Origin of the sequence: Halomonas sp. JB37 (assembly GCF_002332255.1) — a bacterium.
GTDB lineage: Bacteria > Pseudomonadota > Gammaproteobacteria > Pseudomonadales > Halomonadaceae > Vreelandella > Vreelandella casei.
On record NZ_NRGW01000001.1, the window covers coordinates 2,192,130 to 2,207,907 of the forward strand.

The 15,778-nt window shown below is 52.3% G+C and carries 15 protein-coding genes and 1 pseudogene; 11 read left to right on the top strand and 5 right to left on the bottom strand.

What is annotated here, in order from left to right; translation table 11 throughout:
• Positions 1-78 precede the first annotated feature (78 nt).
• The 6 genes from accD (at position 79) to CIK78_RS10220 (ending at position 6,559) form a co-directional block, all read left to right on the top strand.
• Positions 79-1,077 carry an acetyl-CoA carboxylase, carboxyltransferase subunit beta gene (gene accD, locus CIK78_RS10195; RefSeq protein WP_096279677.1) on the top strand — a complete coding sequence of 333 codons (999 nt, stop codon included), beginning with the start codon at positions 79-81 and terminating at the stop codon, positions 1,075-1,077.
• Complete coding sequence (gene folC, locus CIK78_RS10200; protein ID WP_096279679.1) at positions 1,070-2,449, top strand: bifunctional tetrahydrofolate synthase/dihydrofolate synthase; 1,380 nt, start codon at positions 1,070-1,072, stop codon at positions 2,447-2,449. Before accD ends, folC begins: the two co-directional genes overlap by 8 nt.
• Positions 2,436-3,110 (top strand): SPOR domain-containing protein, encoded by a 675-nt coding sequence (locus CIK78_RS10205; RefSeq protein ID WP_096279681.1) that lies wholly within the window; start codon positions 2,436-2,438, stop codon positions 3,108-3,110. The genes folC and CIK78_RS10205 overlap by 14 nt, the downstream gene beginning before the upstream one ends.
• A gap of 2 nt (positions 3,111-3,112) precedes the next feature.
• Positions 3,113-3,661, top strand: coding sequence for a CvpA family protein (locus CIK78_RS10210; protein ID WP_096279683.1), 549 nt, complete (start codon positions 3,113-3,115; stop codon positions 3,659-3,661).
• Between the two features lie 143 nt (positions 3,662-3,804).
• Positions 3,805-5,325, top strand: a complete 1,521-nt coding sequence (purF, locus tag CIK78_RS10215) for an amidophosphoribosyltransferase (protein WP_096279685.1) — start codon at positions 3,805-3,807, stop codon at positions 5,323-5,325.
• 28 nt (positions 5,326-5,353) lie between these two features.
• The gene (locus CIK78_RS10220) at positions 5,354-6,559 is read left to right on the top strand and encodes an O-succinylhomoserine sulfhydrylase (protein WP_096279687.1); all 1,206 of its coding nucleotides are present in this window, start codon (positions 5,354-5,356) and stop codon (positions 6,557-6,559) included.
• Positions 6,560-6,697: 138 nt separating this feature from the next.
• On the opposite strand, the gene CIK78_RS10225 is transcribed toward CIK78_RS10220, so the two are convergent.
• Positions 6,698-6,976 (bottom strand): hypothetical protein, encoded by a 279-nt coding sequence (locus CIK78_RS10225; RefSeq protein WP_096279689.1) that lies wholly within the window; start codon positions 6,974-6,976, stop codon positions 6,698-6,700.
• A gap of 378 nt (positions 6,977-7,354) precedes the next feature.
• Between CIK78_RS10225 and CIK78_RS10230 the strand changes: the two genes are divergently transcribed.
• The 3 genes from CIK78_RS10230 (at position 7,355) to CIK78_RS10240 (ending at position 10,151) form a co-directional block, all read left to right on the top strand.
• On the top strand, positions 7,355-7,924 hold the full coding sequence (locus tag CIK78_RS10230) for a cytochrome b (protein WP_096279691.1): 570 nt from the start codon (positions 7,355-7,357) through the stop codon (positions 7,922-7,924).
• 159 nt (positions 7,925-8,083) lie between these two features.
• Complete coding sequence (locus CIK78_RS10235) at positions 8,084-8,668, top strand: YceI family protein (protein ID WP_096282348.1); 585 nt, start codon at positions 8,084-8,086, stop codon at positions 8,666-8,668.
• A gap of 148 nt (positions 8,669-8,816) precedes the next feature.
• A complete protein-coding gene (locus CIK78_RS10240; protein WP_096282349.1) occupies positions 8,817-10,151 on the top strand; it encodes an MATE family efflux transporter in 1,335 nt (444 codons plus the stop codon).
• On the opposite strand, the gene CIK78_RS10245 is transcribed toward CIK78_RS10240, so the two are convergent.
• From CIK78_RS10245 to CIK78_RS10260, 4 genes and pseudogenes are all read right to left on the bottom strand, one after another.
• Positions 10,148-11,632 (bottom strand): uracil permease, encoded by a 1,485-nt coding sequence (locus CIK78_RS10245; RefSeq protein ID WP_096279693.1) that lies wholly within the window; start codon positions 11,630-11,632, stop codon positions 10,148-10,150. The two genes, CIK78_RS10240 and CIK78_RS10245, sit on opposite strands and share 4 nt — an antisense overlap.
• A 214-nt stretch (positions 11,633-11,846) precedes the next feature.
• Entirely contained in the window at positions 11,847-13,037 is a 1,191-nt protein-coding gene (locus CIK78_RS10250; protein WP_096279695.1) for an amino acid aminotransferase, read from the bottom strand.
• A complete protein-coding gene (locus CIK78_RS10255) occupies positions 13,038-13,376 on the bottom strand; it encodes a 4a-hydroxytetrahydrobiopterin dehydratase (RefSeq protein WP_096279697.1) in 339 nt (112 codons plus the stop codon).
• Between the two features lie 73 nt (positions 13,377-13,449).
• Positions 13,450-13,590: pseudogene (locus CIK78_RS10260) on the bottom strand (diguanylate cyclase); the annotation flags it as partial.
• 109 nt (positions 13,591-13,699) lie between these two features.
• Here CIK78_RS10260 and cobA point away from each other — a divergent pair.
• Together cobA and CIK78_RS10270 are read left to right on the top strand one after the other, a co-directional pair.
• Positions 13,700-14,515: a uroporphyrinogen-III C-methyltransferase gene (cobA, locus tag CIK78_RS10265; RefSeq protein ID WP_225734427.1), complete on the top strand. Its 816-nt coding sequence runs from the start codon at positions 13,700-13,702 to the stop codon at positions 14,513-14,515.
• 205 nt (positions 14,516-14,720) lie between these two features.
• Complete coding sequence (locus tag CIK78_RS10270) at positions 14,721-15,764, top strand: kinesin (protein WP_096279699.1); 1,044 nt, start codon at positions 14,721-14,723, stop codon at positions 15,762-15,764.
• Positions 15,765-15,778 lie beyond the last annotated feature (14 nt).

Genomic DNA, 15,778 nt, shown 5'->3' on the forward strand with positions numbered 1-15,778 from the left:
GCCTATACTGAATAGATTAATGACACTCATCAAGCTTGGTTTTGCCAAGCGTTGACGTAAAACGGAAGCCTTTTTGATATGAGCTGGTTAGACAAGATCGTTCCCTCAATGGGTCGTATCCAGCGTAAAGACCGTCGCGCTAGCGTGCCCGACGGCCTCTGGCGTAAATGTCCCAAATGCGAAGCAGTTCTCTATCTCCCTGAGTTAGAGAAACACAATAGCGTTTGTCCCAAGTGCGATCACCATTTGCGCTTAACGGCACGCAAGCGCTTGGACTGGTTCTTGGATAAAGACGGGCGCGAAGAGGTTGCCGCCGATCTTGAGCCAAATGATCGGCTGAAGTTTCGCGACTCTAAAAAGTACAAGGATCGCCTGACCGCAGCGCAAAAAGACACCGGTGAGAAAGATGCCCTGGTGGCGATGCGCGGTGAGTTAGACGGCCTGCCGGTGATTGCCGTCGCGTTCGAGTTTACCTTTATGGGTGGCTCGATGGGGGCGGTAGTCGGCGAGAAGTTTGTGCGTGCTGCTACGTTAGCGCTTAACGAGAATATTCCGCTGGTATGTTTTGCGGCCTCCGGTGGTGCGCGCATGCAGGAAGCGCTCTTTTCACTGATGCAGATGGCAAAAACATCGGCGGCGCTTGAAAGGCTTAAACAGGCGGGCGTGCCGTATATCTCGGTACTGACAGATCCCGTGTTTGGTGGTGTTTCGGCGTCTCTCGCGATGCTGGGTGATTTGAATATTGCTGAACCCAATGCCCTTATTGGCTTTGCGGGGCCTCGCGTTATCGAACAGACGGTGCGCGAAACGCTGCCGGAAGGTTTCCAGCGCAGCGAGTTTTTACTCGACCACGGTACGGTAGATATGATTGTCCATCGTCATGAGATGCGCGCACGCGTGGGCAGCGTTTTGCGTAAGCTAACGCATCACGATGCAGCGCCAGTAACTTTCGATGTAGACGATGAGGCGGATGTTTCTGAGCCAATCGTTGAGGAAGCTGTTTTGGCGGACGATGCAGAAGCAACGTTGACTAAGCTCGATACGGCTAAGAGTGACGACCATTCGCGCAATGCCTGATTCTGACGCTGTGTCGCCATTGGCTTCAGAGCGACCGTCTTTAGAGCAGTTGTCTTTAAAACGGTGGTCTTTAGACCAGTGGCTTCAGCATCTGGAAACGCTGCATCCGGTCGGCATTGATATGGGCCTGAAGCGGGTGTCGCAGGTAGCTAATCGTATGGGGCTGCTTTCTCGTCCCATTGCCTCCTGCGTTATTACCGTCGCAGGCACGAATGGCAAGGGGTCAACCCTGGCCATGATCGATAGCGTAGCCCGTGCTCACGGTCAGCGGGTGGGTACTTATACCTCGCCCCACTTACTGCGCTATAACGAACGCGTCAAAATCGCCGGCCAGGAGGCCGATGATCAGCTGCTGCTAGAGGGTTTTGAGCACGTTGAACGTGCGCGCTTACAAGAGCCTGAAATAAGCCTGACGTATTTTGAAGCGGGCACGCTATGTGGGTTGTGGTGTTTGGCCCGTGCAGAGCTTGATCTCGCCGTGCTGGAAGTGGGGCTGGGTGGCCGGCTTGATGCGATCAATATTATTGATGCGGATGTGGCAGTTGTGACCACAATCGCCCAGGATCATGCTAATTTTCTAGGTACAGACATAGCTCAGATTGGACGTGAAAAGGCCGGTATCTTTCGTGCCGGGCATCCTGCAGTGCTTGGTAGCTTAATATTGCCCGAAAGCGTTGCTGAATACGCGCACACGCTGGGAGCTCCCGTATTTCGATTAGGCCAACATTTTCAGCATGACGCCTTTTCCAATGGGCTTAAAACGTGGCGCTGGCAGGGCCAGCAAGCAGATGAGACGGGCATCGTGCTGGATCGATTGCCTGATCCCGGGCTGCCGATTGATAATGCCGCCACGGCTCTGCAGGCACTTGCACTCACTGGACTCACGCTTGAACAAGGTCGCGTGCAAAAGGCGCTGAGTAGCGTCATTCTAGCAGGGCGCATGCAGTGGGTGGGTCAGTGGTGCTTGGATGTCGGGCATAACCCTCACGCTGCGGAATATATCGCTAACTACTTGCCGCTTCCGCCGGGCAATGGCCGGCAGTGGGGCCTTATTGGCATGTTGAATGATAAAGATATCGACGGTGTCATACAGGCATTGTCGGCCCGTATAACTGACTGGGTGTGTGTGACCCTAACGGGAGAGCGTGGCTGCCAAGCTCAAGCGTTGTCTCAACGAATAATTGCACAGGGAGGGCGGGTACACTTTTGCGCTGACACGCCGCAAGCAGGCGCTGATTGGTTGGCGAAGGTGTTAACGCTCAATGATCGTGTCTTGGCCACCGGGTCGTTCTTTACTGTAGCGGCTTTGTTAGCTAGGCCACTGCCAACAGGCGCAGTGTCGCTTGATGGAGACGAAAATGAAATACGGTAAAACGGAACGTATCAGCGGAATTGTGATTTTACTCGCGCTGCTGGCGATTTTTGTGCCATGGCTAATGAGTGACCCCGCGCCCAGGGAAGAACGCCCGCAGCCGAGCTTTGTGATTGAAAAGCCGACTGAAGTAGAGCGTCGCGATGTGCCTGCGCCTGAGCGACCTTCAACCGTTAACGAGCCTTCATTATCGTCAACGCCTAGCAGTGCGAATAGTGACGGCTATATACCCATTGATGTCAGTCCTCGCACGCCACAGACCGATCAAGCCCAGCGGCCTGCGGCCAGCGGCTCTGATGCGGCTACGTCCGATAACGACCCTATCGCTGATTTAATGGCTACTAATAACAGCGGCAGTAATTCCGGCAGTGGTAGTAATAGTACTAGCAATACCGCTTCACAGAACTCATCCAGCCCATCCGCTAGCCCTCAAGGGCAGTGGGCGGTGCAAGTTGGCAGCTTTGGAGAAGCGGCAAATGCCCGGCGCTTGGGTGAGCAGCTTTCCGGCGAAGGTTTTACCGTCTATCAGCGTGAGCGGGATAACAACATGACGACCGTGTTTGTGGGGCCTTATGCGACATCGGAAGATGGTGATGCTGCCATGACATCGATTAAAGAGCGCGCTAATGTCCAAGGGCTGCTTGTGCGAGTAAGAGATTAACGATGGCATTAACATGGATTGATGCCGTTTTCCTGGCCGTGCTAGCGCTTTCGATGCTGGCCGGTTTTGTAAGAGGATTTGTTCGTGAAGCGCTAGGCTTGGCCGCTTGGGTTGTGGCCCTGATGGTGGCAAGAGTGCTGGCCGAGCCGGTTGCCGAGCTAATGAGCGGATTTATTGAAAGCTTTGACGCGCGCTTGGTTCTGGCCTTTGCGTTAGTGATCTTCGCGGTTATTTTGCTTTGCGGCATTGTTATTCGCTTGGTGCATGCTGCGGTTGAGTGGGTTGGCATGGGCTTGTTAAACCGCGTCGCGGGCGCCGCTTTTGGCGTGGCTCGCGGGGCGGTTATCCTGCTGGTCGCGACGGTACTGATCACGCTAACTCCGCTTGCAGAGTTGCAGGCCTGGCAACAGGCTGAGCTGCGCCCGACCTTTATCCAGCTGCGCGACTGGGCGGTTAGCCAATTAGATCAGTGGGACCGCGAATTGCCTGAAGCGCCAGCGTCGTTACGCGATATTTCTTTACCCGACCTACGCCCCCGCGAAGGCGTTTGAAGGTCTAAGCTCGTCGCGAGCGCTAAGTAGTTAAGTTATTCCGACAGGTGATTGACCTGTTACTGAAGTCGATTCTTCGAACGTACGGGCTTGCCTAGGTAAGTGACTTAGGTGAAGCCATGGCATTAAGCGAGGTAACGTGAATGTGCGGTATAGTGGGCCTTCTGGGCAAGCAGGCGGTAAATCAGGGAATCTACGATGCCCTGACCGTACTTCAGCATCGTGGCCAAGACGCTGCCGGCATGATGACGTGGAACGAAGGACGCTTCTTGCTGCGCAAGAGTAATGGTTTGGTACGTGATGTATTTCATACCCGCCATATGGCTCGTTTAAAAGGTAACCTGGGCATTGGCCACGTACGTTACCCAACTGCCGGCTCCTCGAGTGAAGCGGAGTCTCAGCCGTTTTATGTTAACTCACCCTACGGTATCGCCCTAGCGCATAACGGTAACTTGACCAACTCAGAGCAGTTGAAGCAAGAGCTGTTTTCCACGGATCTTCGCCACATTAACACCAGTTCTGATTCCGAAGTACTGCTCAACGTGTTTGCCCATGAGCTGGGTAAGCAGGGCCTGCATCTGGAAGCGGAAGACATCTTTGATGCCGTGCGTAGAGTTCATCGTCGTTGCAAAGGTGGCTACGCGGCGGTGGCAATTATTAACGGCTTTGGGATGGTGGCTTTCCGCGATCCCTTCGGGATTCGTCCGGTTGTGTTTGGCACCCGTGAAGAAGAGAACGGCCAAGCGGTCATGATCGCCTCTGAATCCGTAGCGCTAGATGTAGGTGGTTTTGAACTTGAACGTGATCTATCGCCTGGTGAGGCCATTTTTGTCGATATCGAAGGCAATATTCATACTCAGGTATGTGCCGATCGCCCGCAGCTTCGCTCGTGTATCTTTGAACATGTCTATTTAGCGCGCCCAGATTCGCTGCTTGACGGTGCCTATGTCTACGGAACCCGCATGCAGATGGGGCGTAAACTGGGTGACCGTATTTTAAATGAGTGGCCGGATCACGATATCGACGTGGTGATTCCTATCCCTGACACGTCGCGAACCTCCGCGCTTGAAATGGCGCAGCACCTAGGAGTGACCTACCGCGAAGGGTTTATGAAAAACCGCTATATTGGGCGCACTTTCATTATGCCGGGGCAGGTTCAGCGTAAAAAGTCGGTTCGCCAAAAGCTCAATGCCATTGACGTTGAGTTTAACGGCAAGAATGTACTGCTTGTCGATGATTCGATCGTACGCGGCACTACCTGTAAGCAAATTATTCAAATGGCCCGCGACGCGGGAGCACGTAAGGTCTATTTTGCCTCGGCGGCACCGCCGGTACGTTTTCCTAATGTTTACGGGATTGATATGCCTGCCGCTTCTGAGCTCATTGCCCACGGGCGGACCGAAGAGGAAGTCGGTGAGCTGATTGGCGCTGATCGCATTTTCTATCAAAATCTAGACGATCTAAAAGCGGCCTGTCGCGAAGTGAATCCTGAAATGGAGGCCTTCGACTGCTCGGTGTTTGACGGTAACTACGTAACCGGTGATATTGACGACGCCTATTTGGCGGCGTTGGAAGCCAGTCGCAACGATTCCGCGAAAGACCAGAGCGCGGGTGATCATGCTCTGGTCGGCATGCACAATCAGGACGATGACCTGGACGATTAATGACCTGGACGATTAAGAGGTAAGCCCTATGCATGACGATAATCACCAGGACGAGTGGTCATTGGAGACGCTGGCGATCCGGGCAGGTCATCAGCGCACCTTTGAGCAGGAGCACTCTGAGCCTATTTTTCCAACGTCCAGCTTTGTCTACGAAAGTGCTGCGGAAGCCGCGCGTAAATTCGGTGGACAAGAGCCTGGTAACGTTTATTCGCGCTTCACCAACCCCACGGTGCATACGTTTGAACGGCGTCTAGCGGCACTTGAAGGTGGCGAGCGCTGTGTGGCGACAAGCTCCGGTATGTCAGCGATTCTATCTACCGCGCTGGCGCTACTCTCTGCCGGTGATGAAATTGTTGCTTCTCGGTCGCTGTTTGGTTCCACGGTGAGTCTGTTCGATAAATACCTAGGAAAACTAGGTATCAAGACACGCTATGTAGAGCTTTCCAATCTCTCTGCCTGGGAAGCTGCAATTACGCCAAAGACGCGGTTATTGTTTGCTGAAACGCCGTCTAATCCGCTTTCTGAGATCGCCGATATCTCGGCCCTAGCCGCGTTAGCTAAGCAGCATGATGCGCTGTTAGCGATTGATAACTGCTTTCTTACTCCGGCACTTCAGCAGCCGCTGGCGCTTGGCGCGGATTTAGTCATTCACTCAGCAACCAAGTACTTGGATGGTCAAGGCCGCGCAATTGGCGGCGCCGTGGTAGGTAGCCATACGTTGCTTGAAGAAGTGTTTGGCGTAGTGCGTACGTGCGGCCCATGCTTGAGTCCTTTCAATGCGTGGATTTTTACCAAAGGTTTAGAAACCTTGTCACTGCGTATGAAGGCACATTGTGAAAACGCCTTGATACTTGCACGCTGGTTACACGCCCACCCGGCGGTGACTAAGGTGTATTACAGCGGTTTGGAAGAACATCCACAGCATGCGTTGGCCAAGCAGCAGCAAAAAGGCTTTGGCGCAGTGCTAGGTTTTGAAGTGCAGGGTGGTCAAGAGGGCGCTTGGCAGGTTATTGATGCGACTCGAATGCTTTCTATTACGGGTAATTTAGGGGATGTTAAAACCACTATTACGCATCCAGCTACGACCACACATGGGCGTCTTTCTGATGCTCAAAAAGCCTCAGCGGGAATTACGCCGGGACTCATTCGCGTTGCGGTTGGGCTTGAGAGCCAAGCGGACATTCAGCGCGATTTAGCTCGCGGTTTAGATGCACTAATGGCCAAAACAGTCTAAAAGACCGATGACCTACCTAAGTGTTTTGAAACGACTCAACCCCACCAGAAGTGGGGTTGTTTGTTTTCCAGCGGCACTGGCATGATTTACGAAGCGCCACTGGATATCGGCTTGGATAAGAACCGACAGCGATCTCTATTACGAATTTCTAGACGTCAATTCAGTAAGGGCGATGTCTTTTCCGCCATTACCTTGATATTGAGCCGTTGATTTTGGGTGGCTAACCGCATTTTTTGCACCACCGCCATTCACGGCAGTTAAATCGCTTGGCGTCATGTTGCGCTCGGTAATTGTTTGGTGCTGAACCTGGGAAGTAGCGTGAGCGACTTCATTGAATTCATCCGAGCCTCTTTCTGCCAGTGCGGCACCAGAGAAAAGCGTTAGAGCGATGGCGGCGGCTGCGGTAAATTTGTTCATGATAGTTAACCTCATTGGCGTGCTTTAATATGTAATGGTGGCGATTTCGCCATGTTCGTTTTCGAACATGTTACCATTGTAAGCCTGCTAATAAAATATAAAAATTGATTTAAATTGCATTTATCATTCTATATTTTAGAATGAATTGAGTCATGGTTCTTACGATTAAGCTTTATGTCCACCCAGGTCAATGTGGCCACTGTGTTGCTGATAGCTATTGCTAGCGAGCTAATCAATGATTTTTACGAATGGTTTTTGCTGGTTTTTTCAGCAGATTCCACTAGCGCTAATGGGTATGCTAACTGCTGATAAATGATTAGCCTTCAGTAGGCACCAGTCGTCACAGTAGACAGTTGTCAATAAAGTGAGGAATAACCAATGTGGCGTAACACGCAGCGCGGCTGGGGTATTGTAAGTATTTTGCTTCACTGGTTAAGTGCTTTGGCCATTATTGGTTTATTTGCACTAGGCTGGTGGATGACGGGGTTGGGCTATTATGATTCTTGGTATAATCAAGGCCCATGGATACACCGCTCAATTGGTATTTTGCTCTTGTTCGCCACTTTAGGGCGCTTAGTGTGGCGTTTATTCCAGCCCACACCCCGGCTAGAAGGTCGTCGCTTAGAAGTGATTGCTGCCCACTTAGGGCATATCGGGCTATATGCGGCTGTGCTATTGGTCATGGTCAGTGGCTACTTAATTTCTACCGCCAATGGTCGCGGCGTCAGCGTCTTTGGTTGGTTTGAAGTGCCTGCGTTACTGCAAAATTTTCCCAATCAGGCAAGCCTTGCAGGCGACGTGCACTGGTATAGCGCCCTAACGCTGATGCTTTTAGCAGCGGGCCATACGCTTGCCGCGCTAAAACACCACTGGTTTGACCGTAATAAGACTCTGGTGCGTATGATGAATCCTGTTCACGCCCAGCGCAGCGCTCGCGGCGTAAACTGATTTGATACATTTTGGGCTGCTGGCACTCAGAAAAAAGCGCTGCCGGTTGCTATGTTCTCTAAATAATATACGTTTTTTGTAAACACGCGACGGCCTTGAGCCAACGCAGTGACTTTCCAATAAGTAGTGACTTTTCAATAAAGAGAGGAATTATCAATGATGTTTAAAAAGACCGCATTTGCATCTGCTATTGCCGCGCTCGCACTGGTGCCATTGAGCCAAGCGCAGGCTGCTGATTACCAGCTTGATACAGAAGGTCAGCATGCGTTTGTGCAGTTTAAAATTAGCCACCTGGGTTTTTCTTATCTTTTAGGTAGTTTTGAAAAATTTGACGGTCAGTTTTCTTACGATTCTGAAGACCTTGATGCATCCTCTGCTGAAATCGAAGTTCAGGTTGATAGCTTGAACAGCAATCACGCTGAGCGTGATCGTCATATCTTGAGCGGCGACTTTCTGAACGCAAGCGAGTTTCCGACGGCTACTTTCACCTCGACAGGGTTTGAGTCAACGGGTGAAGACGAAGGCGTGCTAACGGGTGACCTAACGCTGCATGGTGAAACTCAAGAAATCGAAATGCCGGTGACGCTACTGGGTGAAGGCGATGACCCGTGGGGCAATTCTCGCGCCGGCTTTGAAGGCACCACCACGTTGTTGCTGAGCGATTACGGCATCGACATGAGCGATTTCCCTGAAGCGATGCATGAAGTTGAGCTCTATGTGACTTTCGAAGGCATTCGTCAGTAATTAAGTACTGTAGTACTTGCGCCATCGCCCCTTAAAAGGGCGGTGGCGTTTTACGTTAAGTCAATGATGTATTAACGCCTGTATGTATTAACCCTCGTATATATTAACCCCTGTAGTAAGAGTAAGGAGAGACTGCTTGGTAGCCGTTATGCATCAAAAAGAGTTGGCCACAACCCTATGGCGCCAAACGTGGCCTATGGCCATTGGCGTGCTGGCGCTATTGGGTTTTCAACTGGTTGATAGCGCGTTCATTGCTCGTTTGGGAACCGCGCCATTGGCAGCTCAGTCGTTTACCTTTCCGCTGTCATTTTTGATTATTGGTATTCAGGTAGGAATGGGTATCGCTATTGCCGCGCTTATATCCCGGGCGCTGGGCTCTGGAGAAGAAGAGCGTGCCAGGCGCCTAAGCAGCCTAGTGTTGATGGCCGGCGGTGGAGTAATTGGCTTATTGGCAATCATTTTGTGGCTATTTCATGTGCCTATTTTTCAACTGCTGGGAGCGGATGAAACGACGCTATCCTATATCCGTGTCTACTGGGGGCCTCAGCTGCTATCTACATGGTTAGGTGCGCTGCTGTATTTTAGCTATAGCGTATTTCGCGCCCATGGAGACACTCGGTTACCGGGTAAAATGATGGTGCTCAGCAGTCTTATCAACCTGGTTCTTGATCCTTTGTTTATTTTTGGTGTAGGTGATTGGCAGGGCTGGGGGTTGCCAGGCGCTGCTTGGGCTACCGCGATTGCTTTCTCGGTAGGGCTGGCGATCACAGGTTTGAAACTGGCCCGCCGCCAGTGGGCATCCTCAGAAGGATTGTGGCTAGAGACAAAACAGTCATGGCGGCCGTTTACTGGGATCGCCGCTCCGGCCATGGTCAGCCAACTGATGCCACCCTTAGCGGCCATGTTGGCTATCTCTGTGGTTGCAGGCCTGGGTGAAAGCGAAGTAGCCGCCTGGGGGCTGGCGAGCCGTTTGGAAACGCTTTCGCTAATGGTGATTTTGGCAATGACAATGTCACTGCCACCGTGGCTAGGGCGCTGCTATGGAGCGAACGACTGGGGGCAAATACACCAACTGATGAAATTAGCTATCAAAGTGGCGCTGTTTTGGCAGCTAGGCCTTGGCGTGGTGCTGGCGCTTGGCGCTCCTTGGCTGGCCATGGCGTTAGCAGGCAATCCAGATGTACAAAGTGAGCTGACGCTGTTGATCCGCTTCCTACTGCCTAGCTATGCCGCTCTTGGCGTCTGCATGTTAGTGGTATCTGCCGGTAATGCCCTGGGTTGGCCGTTGCGCGCGATGCTTTTGTCCAGTGCGCGACTATTTGTTTGCTACCTACCTTGCCTATGGGTGGGGTCTCAGCTCTTCGGCTGGTGGGGGCTAGCGGCCGGTGGGGCAGTGGGAAATCTGCTGGCAGGTTTAATGGCTTGGCGAGTGCTAACGCGTATTTTATCCCGCCCACACCGGCAGGCGGGATTCGTCAATTAGCGTTTTCGAACTGACTCTTGAAACGAAAAATATAAAAATAGTAACGCCATAGCTAAGTAGCCCATTACAAATTCGGGTGCGGCGTTAAAGGTGAGTTTAGGCGCATGCATTAAGCCGATAAACGAAAAGCCTGCTGCAATAGCCGCAAAGACTGCCGCGCGTTTGAACTGATGATCGATGACTGACACCGTCATGGCGCCCAGCAAGATTGCCATAAACATAGCGCCTTGACCCATGACCACAATGGCGCTGGAAATGTCGCTAACCACTTCGCCAGCGCCACGGTTGAAGCGTGTCATCACATAGTTTGCGAAGTAGGGCAGCATGGCTAACGCAACAGCAGGATAGTAGCGTGTATCGTTGGCCTGAAACGCCGTCGCAATCATCGACATGCCCACAAAGACTAAAATAGGCGCGACCACCGAAACGGGAATAATCGCTGCCAGCGCGGCAATTAATCCAAACATAGTTGCAAGCGCATAGACGGCTCCATTGAGCAGGCTATAGCCTCGCCCTGCGCCCATCCACTTGGCGCCCACCGTTGCAATGTATACCGTGGTCGGGAACACGCCGCCAAATAGTGCTCCAATCATGGTGCCTACACCGTCCACTGCCTGGCACTCGCGTACATCATATTTGTCGCCGGCCGCTTCCATTGCCTCTACGTTATTCATTGTTTCAATAGCGTTATAGAGCGTGATGGGCAGCACTACCGTTAGTATGGCGAGCATGCTCGTTAGCAACAGCCCCAACCCTTCAAACCATGCCAAGTTAGGCAATAATGGGTAGAACCCTAGGTGAGTGAAAGCATCGCTAAAGCGCTCTGTGTCCGCATCGCCAATTAAATAGGCCATGGTCGTGCCGACGATAATCGCAAACAGGGATGCGGGCAGCTTGAAAGGCATGCTGACCCGCGCGACTAGGCCGACGATGATGATCGCTAACACCAGCAGGCCTATGATCGGCATTTCAAGCGTCTTAAATAGCATTTCACCGGCGATGAATGTGAGTGCGACACCCGCAACGGCTCCAAGCATGGCGGCACGAGGCAGGTGATGCTGCACCCAACGGCCGATAATGCTAATGGCAGCTTCGATGCCACCACTGATAAAACAGGCGGCCACGGCGACTTTCCAGGCCATTTCCGCATCGCCGGTAAGCTGCTTAGCGGGCAGTAAAACACCGAATAAAAACACGAACATAACGGGGGTTGATATGCCGTAAGACAGCGCCGTCACATCAGCGCGGTTTTCTTTATGCGCCAGCCTTGTCGCACTCCAGGCATAGTAAAAATTTCCCACCATCACGGCGACTGCGGCGCCAGGCAATACCTGTCCATAAACAATGGAGGAGGGGAATCCCATGCCTAGCATCGTAATGGCGATGATAACGAAATTGGCAATATTGTTTTGAAACAGCGCGAAGAACGCGTCGGTATCTTCTTTTTTATACCAAGGATAGTGGGTGCTAGCAGCCGCCATGATAGGCCTCTAAAGTGTGATGATTGTTTACAAGGCTTCGCTGAGTGTGCCGAGGAATTGACTAATCGGTCAGGCGTTGCGTTGCAATGAGCGCCGCACGGGCGCCCCAGGCTCTGGCGGCAAGCGCGTAATTGTACACAAGTCGATATGGCATCCCAAGATACAAAAATGCCCAGGCATTGCCTGAGCATTTAGCGCATTACAAAACGTAATGCTAGTCGTTGACGGCAGCAATAGCTTTGGCAAGGTAGGGCAGGTTCTCATTAGAAAACCCCGCTACGTTGGCACGGCCTGAACGCACCATGTAAATGCCAAATTCATCGCGTAGGCGATCGACCTGTTCCGGCGTTAGGCCAGTGTAGGAGAACATGCCGCGCTGTTCAGCAACGCACGCATATTTCTGGTCCAGCCCGTAAGGCTTCAGTGCTTCAACAAAATCGCGGCGCAGGGTATTGATGCGGTCGCGCATTTCGGTCAGCTCTTCACGCCACATCGCGGTAAGCTCTGCGTCATGTAGAATTTCGCTGACAATAGAGCCGCCGTGAGCCGGTGGGTTGGAATAGTTTTCCCGAGCAACGATTGCCGCCTGTGAGCGGATGTTGCCCATCTGCTCGCTATCTTTAGCCACCATGATCAAGCAGCCGGTGCGCTCACAGTAAATGCCGAAGTTTTTCGAGCAAGAACTGGTAATAATGACTTCATCAAGATTTTCAGCCAGCAAGCGAACGCCGTAAGCGTCTTCTTCTAAACCTTCGCCAAACCCTTGGTAAGCAAAATCGATTAGCGGTAGTAGCTTACGCTCGCGAACAATCTCTAATACTTCCTGCCACTGATCATGGGAAAGATCAAAGCCAGTCGGGTTATGGCAGCAGGCGTGCAGGACAACGACATCGCCCTGTGGAATGCTTTTTAGCGCAGCGCGCATACCGTCAAAATCCAGACGGTTATCGGGATCCACATAGGGATACTTGTGAAGCTCAATACCCGCGGCGGTGAAAATGCCGTGGTGGTTTGGCCACGTGGGGTCGCTGACCCAAATGCCTTTGCCTGGCAGCTGCGATGCGATGAAGTCAGCCGCTAGGCGCAGTGCGCCGGTACCACCCGGTGACTGGGTAGCGCTGGCACGATTGGCTTTTAATACGGAGGAGTCAGCGCCAAATACCATGGGCAGCACTACTTCGCCATAGCTTGGGGCACCGTGAGAGCCAATATACGTTTTCGTCGTTTCATTCTTGAGCAGGCGAGCTTCTGCTTCCTTCACGGCACGCATTACCGGTGTATTGCCCTGAGTGTCGCGGTAAACACCAACACCTAAATCCACTTTTTGTGGATTGGTATCTTTTTTGAAAGCTTCGATCAGCCCGAGAATGGCGTCTCCTGGGACTCGCTCAATATGCTCAAACATTTAATCGGCTACCTCGTCAGTTCTGGCGGCAAGAATGAAGTCATTTAGTTGCAGGCCTTTAATAGTATGGGTCCACCATGTAACGGTGGTTTTGGCCCACTCCGTGATAATAACGGGATGATGGCCAGCCTGCTCTGCAATATCGCCAACGCGCTGAGTGAATGCCAGGGCGCTAGCAAAATCGCGAAACTTAAAGCATCGCGACAGCTTCATGATGCCATCGTGCTCGACAATCTGCCACTGGCTAAGGCTTTTTAGCCGTGTGAATGCCTCTTTTGGACTCAGCGGTGGCACATTCTTACTGCATGGTTCACAGATTAGGCTGGCGAGCTTTTCCATGATGGAGCTCCTGCTGCTGTGAGGAAATGATGAGCGATAAGACGGCTTATTTAGCGAACTATTAGTGTCACTATCAGCGTAGAAGACGAACGCAGTCGCGGCCTACGCTTTTTGCGCTATACAGCGCCTGATCGGCTCGCTCAATGAGGCTCGTTAAAGGCTCGCCGCAGCGGTACTCGGCAACCCCTATGCTCAGCGTTACATGGCCTGCCCCATAGCAAAGTCATGCGCACTAATTTATTCGAGGCGTTATCGGTATTTAATGATAAAATTAATTACTTTTTAATATATAGAATCTAATTTTTATTCCTCGAGGTGGTTTCTTGGAAGCAGGACGACAGCACGGTGATCAGCCATATGGCTGGGTGAGTTTGGTCGGAGCCGGCCCTGGTGACCCAGAATTACTGACGCTCAAGGCCTATAAACGCCTGCAAGCGGCCGAAGTGGTGCTCTATGACCGCTTAGTTAGTGATGAAATTCTGGCGTTTATACCTAGCGAAGCGCAGCGCTACTATGTTGGCAAGGCTCGTTCGCTGCATAGCGTGCCTCAAAATGAGATTAATCAAGCGTTGGTGGCATGGGCTCATCAAGGAAAGCGCGTCGTACGCCTCAAAGGCGGTGACCCATTTATATTTGGCCGAGGAGGCGAGGAGCTAGAAGCGCTGCGGGCCGCCAAGGTTAGCGTGGAAGTTATTCCTGGCGTCACGGCAGCCTCAGGCTGCGCCGCTTATGCGGGTATTCCGCTTACCCATCGGGACCATGCGCAGTCGGTTCGGTTTGTTACCGGACACTTGCAACAGGGGGAGTGCGAGCTTGACTGGGATGCACTTGCCCGACCCGCGCAAACGCTTGTGTTCTATATGGGGTTAGGCAGCGTTAGAGTCATTAGTCAGGCGCTGATAGAGCACGGACTGCCACCAGAAACGCCGCTTGCGCTTATCGAGCAAGGCACTACGCGTCAGCAGCGCACGCACGTGGGAACCCTTTCATCGCTGCCCGATGCTTTCTTGGCGGGCGACATAAAACCACCTACGCTGCTTATAGTCGGCAGCGTGGTGTCATTACACACGACCCTTGCATGGTTTGACGTGCTGGAGGGACAGGCGTCAGGCTTTCATGAAGGTAAACATTCACCTTAGTCAGCAGCATTAGCTTTTAAGCTAAGCGGTAGCCCGGCTGTCGCATGGCTATAAGAGTTTACTAACAGACTGGCTAGATGCAGTGAGCTGTGTATGCTGAAAGGGTAGTCGTCCGCCGCTAGGGAATCACTGTTGCTAGAGCATTTCTTCAGTTTGGACACACCTTGGCTTGCCAATCTAAGCGTAGATCATAGAGGAACGCATAATGTCAGAAGACAATCATTCAGATAACCATTCAGACAATCTGCCGCCAGCCAACAAGCCGGAGCCGGAGCCGGTCAAACAAGCGGATATGAAAGCGCTCTTTCAAGACAATCGAGTAAAAGCCATTGCAGGCATCGCGGCAATCGCGGTTATTTGGGCAATCATGGCGCAGTCTAATGCGAGCACACGTCAAGATCGTGTCGATAGCCTTGAAGAGCAACTAGCAAGTGCTGAGCAAGAAAACAGTCAGATGAAACAGCGCGTTAGCGAAATTGATGAAGCCGAAACGAATCTCGCTACGTTGCAGGAAGAGCGGGATTCCTTGCAGGCACAGCAGGATGAGGCTAACGCTGCGCTCCAGAGTGCTCAGGGTGACGTCAGCGAGGTTCAGACGCGCTTAGAAGAGCTTGAAGCTGAGCGGGATAAGTTGCAAGAAGAGATTTCAGCATTGAATGAGCAGTTAGAAAATGCTGAAAACGATATGACGGGACTGCGCGAAGAGCGAGACGAAATCGCCAACACCCGTGACGAAGCAGAAAGTAATTTGCAGCAGGTTGAGGAAGCTCGCCAGAGCGCTGAGGATGCCCGTCAAGAGGCCGAAGCTGCACGCCAGCAGGCTGAAGAGCAGCGTCAGCAAGCGGTAGACGATTTAAGTGCTAAGGAAGAAGAGCTGTCTGCACTGGAAGAGCAGATTAGCCAAACGACCGAGCAGCAAACTAGCCTAAATGAGGACGTTTCCACTGCTCAGGGTGAGCTTGACGATTTGATGACGGCTCTAGACGCTGGACGCGAAGAAGTGGCGAGTGTCGAGAGTAATCTTGAGGAGCGTGAAAGTCAGCTGCAGCGTTTAGAGAGCCAGCTAGGTGAATGGCGTGATGAGCTTTCCACACTAGACAGCCGCTTAGCGGATGCAGAAAACTCAGTCAGCGAAGCCGCAGCAACTTCGCAAGACAGCTCTGATGAAGAGAATACGCCTGACAATAGCGATGAAAGCGCCAACGATAGCGACGGCGGCAGTCAAGAATCAGAGCAGAATGCTGGCTGAAACGTGACTAAGCG